This is a genomic window from Polaromonas sp. (genome assembly GCF_018780625.1).
In the GTDB taxonomy this organism is placed as follows: Bacteria; Pseudomonadota; Gammaproteobacteria; order Burkholderiales; family Burkholderiaceae_C; genus Polaromonas.
The window spans coordinates 1-5,009 of sequence record NZ_JADMJK010000162.1 but is presented as its reverse complement, the minus strand read 5'-3'; the positions used below and the strand labels follow the sequence as shown (position 1 = coordinate 5,009).

The following is a 5,009-nucleotide window of genomic DNA, read 5'->3' as shown; positions in this document are numbered from 1 at the left end:
CCCGCATCGAGTTAATCAAAAACTCCGGCGACTGGGTGGCGCAGAGCAGGATCACCGCGATTTTGGGGTGGTGGGTGGTGACATATTCCACCTGAACCAGTTCATTGGGGTCGCAGCACATGCCATCCACAAGCATCAGGTCCGGCTGATCCTGTTCGGCCACCGCGCGCATCCGGCTTTTTCCGCCGTCAATGAGCGTGACGGCATGTGAGTGCGCTTCAAGCACCCGGCTCATGTCTTGCAGGTGGTTCGTGTTTGGGGAGATGAGGGCGATTTTCATTTTTTGCTTTCACTAAAAATCAGGAACAAATAGCAGGACTGTTGGGGTCTTTTCGCATTACTTCCCTTGGCAAGTAAGTGGAAAAAGAGGGCATTCGGATGGCCGGCAGCTTCGCAAGTCCTGCAATCGGGGAGATCCACTGGTAGTCGAGATTGGTAATGGTCAGGGTGACCCCTTCGCACGTAGCCGCATTGCAGTTTGTGGGAACCCAGGCAAGGTTGATGCTCTGGATCTGGGGCAATAGCGCCTGCATCTTTGAAAGAACCTGTGCCGAATTTTCGGTGTCGTCGCACACCACCGCGTACCTTGCCCCCGCTCGGGTGGCTTCATTCGCTGCATTCCAGGTAAAAAGCATGCGGCTGAAGTCCAAAATCCCTAGCAGGAAGGTCAGGAAAATGACCAGCACCAGCGCGAACTCGACGGCGGTGGCGCCCGACTGTCGTATGTTCATAAATAGCTCCTCATGGTCGCGCTGATGGGGTTGAAGGGAATATTGCCAAATGAGATGCCAAAGACACTGGGAAACAGTGAGTTGAAGGTGTAGCCCTCGATCTGCACGGTGACGGTGTTTATCACCGGATTGGTTCCGGCGGTCTGCCAGGTCGGATCGGGAACATGCGAGGTAGTGAGCCCCAGGGCCAGTGGCGCTCCGGTGCCTGCCGTATTGCCGTAAACCATCAGGTTGCGGGCCTCGGTAATCTTTGTACCCGGGGTCTGGAGCGACAGGTAGCGGGATGCGTCGCGCACAGACTTTGTCAGCGTGTTGTATTGGTACATCGCCCGGCCGAACTCGGTGGTGATCATGGACAGCAGCAGCAGTAAGGGCAGGATCAATGCGAATTCCACCAGTGCTACGCCCTTTTGTCGTTTATTCATGGTTTTTCTCCTATCGGACCAGCGCCGGCACCAGCGGCCCGGCCGCGCCGCCGGGCATGCCGCTGAAGCTGCAGGGGCTTGTCGGAAGGCTCGCGTTTCCAATGAACTCAAGCTTCACGTCAGCCATCGGAATGCTGAGCGGCTGCAGCATGAGCATGCAGAGGAAGTCGATGACTTTGTTGCTGCTATCGGTCACCGGCACCGTGACGATGCGCCGGTTGCTTCCCCAGGCCCCGTGGCTTGCGGGCCCGCTTCCGGAGGCGGCCAATTTCTGGAAGCTGTTCAAGGACACATTGCTGATTGACTCGCAACTGTTCGCGCCTCTGACATTGCCGTCGGGTGCGCATGCTCCAAAATTCGCGCGTTTGGTCACGAAGTTCTGGGCCGTTGCATGTGACCCCGCAGCCGGTGTTCCATCCCAGGCGCTGTTATGAAAATCGCCGTTGATTGCAACTGTGTTCGTCCAGTTGGTCGCGGTGTACGAGTAGCCCGTGAAATCCGGCCGCATGTAGCTCGGATCCGTGCTGAAATCAGGCAACTTTTTGTAGATGCCAAAACGGTAATTCCAGTCTTCCGCAATCGTGGTCTGAGTGCCTGGCGTGCCCACCGTGTCGTTGACGCGGGTTCCACATTTACCATTCATTTCCGCCCTTGTCTCCGCCGCATCGTTCGAGCCGTCCAGATTGGCCCAGCCGATGTAACCCCCTGGGGTCGTGCCCTGACTCGTCAGTATGGTGACCCACTCTCCGGGAGTCAAACCGTAGTTTGGCGCCGTACCGCCCGCTTTGGGCTTGAACGCAACCGGAATGGGGCAGGTGGTCTGGCCGTGGGCGCGCGTCGCGACGGCACTGGCCATCACGTTGCGGGTGCTGGGGAAATCGGTGGTGTTGCCGGAGAAGGCGCCCATGGCCTGCATCAGCCACATCTGCACGGCGGGCTGGACATGCTGGCACTGCACGTACTGGGCAAGCTTGGGGTCTGCCGTGGTCTTGTAGTCCGGATCCTTGAAAGTGATTTCGGCGGTCACCAGCTGACCCTTCCCGCTCCAGGTCGCTGACTGGAAGTTGACGCGGTTCAGGTTGCCGGCGGTCAGGCCGGCGCTGGTGGCGCGGTCGATGGCCGTGGGTTGCAGGTCGAGTTCCTGGGCCGCGGCGAGCGCACAACTGTCCATGGCCGTTTGCAGTTCCGTCTTCACAATGAAAAGGCGGCCGAAGTCCAGGGCAATGCCCATGAATCCGAGCAGGAACAGCATGAGCAAGGCCACGGTGACGATGACCGCCCCCTGCTGGTGATGACGAGTGGCAAGACTACGCATGAGAATGCCTCTTAGCTCTGTTGGAATTTGGTCACGAAAATTGAATACATGGCCCCGTGGTCAGACACGAACTGACACGGCCGATGAAGTTCCCAAAGCTGGCAGCTATCGTCGATGGCTGAAGTGCCAGAACGAGGCCAATCGAGATCATTGCAATGATCAATGAATACTCAACGACCTGAGCGCCATCTTCTTCTTTTAGAAATTTGGTAAACATGACAATTCCTTCGTAAGTTCAAAGCCGGCTTTTCACTTCAGATATGTACTGGGTTAAATAAATATGCTTATTCGTTACGCTGGGCAGGCAAGTGGATTGACGGCCATTAAAGATCGTTAATCCACTGCCGTTTTACGATGCTGCGTTCGGTTATACGCAAGTTGCTGTGGTCAAGCAAGAATTGACGCGAGCGATGAAACTCGTAAAAGAACCCCCACCTAGCGCTTGAAGCGCGATAACCAGAGCAATTGACACGACAGCAATAATCAACGCGTACTCAACAACTTGAGCGCCTTCCTCGTCTTTTGCAAAGGAGCGGATGGAGTTGCTGACGGTGGAGAGAAATTTGTTCATTTTAGTTACCTCATAAAGTTAATTAAATTATCAAAAATGTACCAATCCAATAATCATCTTCGCTACATAGTCCGACCTCCTTCCTGTAAATTTGTAATCCATCTGTTCTATCTAGTGACTTGAACTTTTTATTTCATCGAAGTAGCCGCGATCTAATTGACGGCTAGTTACCACCCCCAATGCCTCCGCCGATATTGATGACATTGACCGCTGGCGGCGGTGCCTTGTAAGTTCCCTGGTAAAGAATAATCGTCTCCCTGGCCGACTTGCCATCCATGCCCAAGACCTGGTCAGGGTTGGTGCCGGCGTTAGGGTTAATCGTCATCTTCTGGCGCGCTTCCCGCACGGCATCGCCGAACTTGGCGTCGTAGTTGGGGGTGATGGAAGAGGCACAACCGCCCAGCAATGCAAGAACAATAAGACCCGTGAATTTGTTCATGACGTTCTCCTGTTACTTGGTTTCAGGGTTGACCGCGGGCGTGGCTTGTTTGGGAGCGCCTTCGCCTGTGCCCATGAGCATCACATCCGAGCGACTGGGCACGATGTGGTTGTCGGTCGGCAATGTCACTTGTGCCGTCAGCGGCTTGACCAGGCGCGGCGTCACGATGAACATCAGTTCCGTCTGGTCATTCTGGAATTCGCTGGAACGAAACAGGGCGCCCACCACCGGTACTTCGCCAACGCCAGGAAAGCGTTTGATGGCTTCGGTAAAGTTGTTTTTGATCAAACCGGCGATGACAAAGCTTTGCCCGTCGTTGAGCTGCACGGTGGTGTCAACCCGGCGCGTCGTGATGGACGGAAGCACGGAAGTGACGCCCCCGACCGTGGTAAACGCTGAGCCGGTTTGGGACAGTTCCGATGCTTCTGAAACCAGTTTGAGATTAATCCGGGTGCCGTCGAGTACCGTAGGCAAGAACTTCAAGCCGACACCGAACTCCTTTTCTTCCAGCGTGATGGTCGATCCACCCCCGTCCTTGCTTTGTGCCACCGGGATGAATATTTTTCCGCCGGACAGGAAACTGGCTGACTGGCCACTGATCGCCATGATGTTGGGCTCTGCCAGCACGCGGACCAGGCCGTCTCTCTTTTGTGCATCAATGCCCAGGAGCGAAGCCCCCCTGGCAGTGCTGTCCAGGGTTGCGCCGGCTATGGCTGATCCTCCACTCACAATGCCGCTCGCACTTCCTGTGATGTTTCCCCCGCTCAGGTTGGGGTTGAAGCGCCCCAGGACGGCTGGACCGCCTCCCAGGATTCCGGACATGAAATTGGACGTCACGCCATTTGCGGAGGTAATGAGCCTGGAGAAATCCAGCCCAAACTTGTCTAGCAGTGTTTTACTGACTTCGGCAATCTTGACTTCCAGCATCACCTGCTGCGGCGTCATGATGCGCAGCATGTTGACGACCTTCTTGCCGTCACCGTAGGCAGTCGCCAGGCTCATGACTTCGTCGAGCTTGATGGCGTCACTGACCTTGCCTGTCAGCACCAGTGTGTTTTCGGCGCCCCTGACCTTGATGCCGGTTTCTTCAGGCATCAATTCGGTCAGCTTGCCTTGCAGGGTGTCCGGATCGACGGTCACGATGATGTCCTTGACCACGCAGCGCCCGTCTGCGCTCTGCAGGATCACGTTCATGGAACCGGCTTTCTTACCCAGAAAGAACAGCTCCCTCGGGCTGAGCAGCGTAATTTCCAGGTCTGCCACGCCGTCAGAACCCGCCTGTGCGACGGCTGGCGCTGCGGGTGCGCTACCCGGCGCACCGGCGGCCGCCTTGTCGCTGGCTGCAACAGCACGGCCGGCGCGGCTGGACGACTGGCCTCCTACTAGCATTCGGGCTGCCGGGAAATCCAGTGGTATGACGCGTGACTTGCCTAGAGCCAAATAGGTGGGTGGGTCAACCCGCACTTCCCCTATGCAGGGTTTTAAACCCGAAGATGCGCGTGGCGCCTGGTTGATGCCCGCTTTGTCT

7 protein-coding genes and 1 pseudogene are annotated in these 5,009 nt (G+C 56.5%); all 8 read right to left on the bottom strand.

Annotation, left to right across the window (positions count from 1 at the left end):
- A pseudogene (locus IV091_RS13235) lies at positions 1-280 on the bottom strand (histidine kinase); the annotation flags it as partial.
- A 19-nt stretch (positions 281-299) separates the two neighbouring features.
- Complete coding sequence (locus tag IV091_RS13230; protein ID WP_293469470.1) at positions 300-731, bottom strand: TadE family protein; 432 nt, start codon at positions 729-731, stop codon at positions 300-302.
- On the bottom strand, positions 728-1,156 hold the full coding sequence (locus IV091_RS13225) for a TadE family protein (protein ID WP_293469468.1): 429 nt from the start codon (positions 1,154-1,156) through the stop codon (positions 728-730). The genes IV091_RS13230 and IV091_RS13225 overlap by 4 nt, the downstream gene beginning before the upstream one ends.
- 10 nt (positions 1,157-1,166) lie before the next feature.
- Positions 1,167-2,471 carry a Tad domain-containing protein gene (locus IV091_RS13220; protein WP_293469466.1) on the bottom strand — a complete coding sequence of 435 codons (1,305 nt, stop codon included), beginning with the start codon at positions 2,469-2,471 and terminating at the stop codon, positions 1,167-1,169.
- 31 nt (positions 2,472-2,502) lie between these two features.
- On the bottom strand, positions 2,503-2,688 hold the full coding sequence (locus tag IV091_RS13215) for a Flp family type IVb pilin (protein ID WP_293469464.1): 186 nt from the start codon (positions 2,686-2,688) through the stop codon (positions 2,503-2,505).
- 150 nt (positions 2,689-2,838) lie between these two features.
- Positions 2,839-3,042 (bottom strand): Flp family type IVb pilin, encoded by a 204-nt coding sequence (locus IV091_RS13210; protein ID WP_293469462.1) that lies wholly within the window; start codon positions 3,040-3,042, stop codon positions 2,839-2,841.
- Positions 3,043-3,205: 163 nt separating this feature from the next.
- Complete coding sequence (locus IV091_RS13205; RefSeq protein ID WP_293469460.1) at positions 3,206-3,481, bottom strand: hypothetical protein; 276 nt, start codon at positions 3,479-3,481, stop codon at positions 3,206-3,208.
- A gap of 12 nt (positions 3,482-3,493) precedes the next feature.
- Positions 3,494-4,870 carry a type II and III secretion system protein family protein gene (locus IV091_RS13200; protein ID WP_366807005.1) on the bottom strand — a complete coding sequence of 459 codons (1,377 nt, stop codon included), beginning with the start codon at positions 4,868-4,870 and terminating at the stop codon, positions 3,494-3,496.
- Positions 4,871-5,009: the final 139 nt, after the last annotated feature.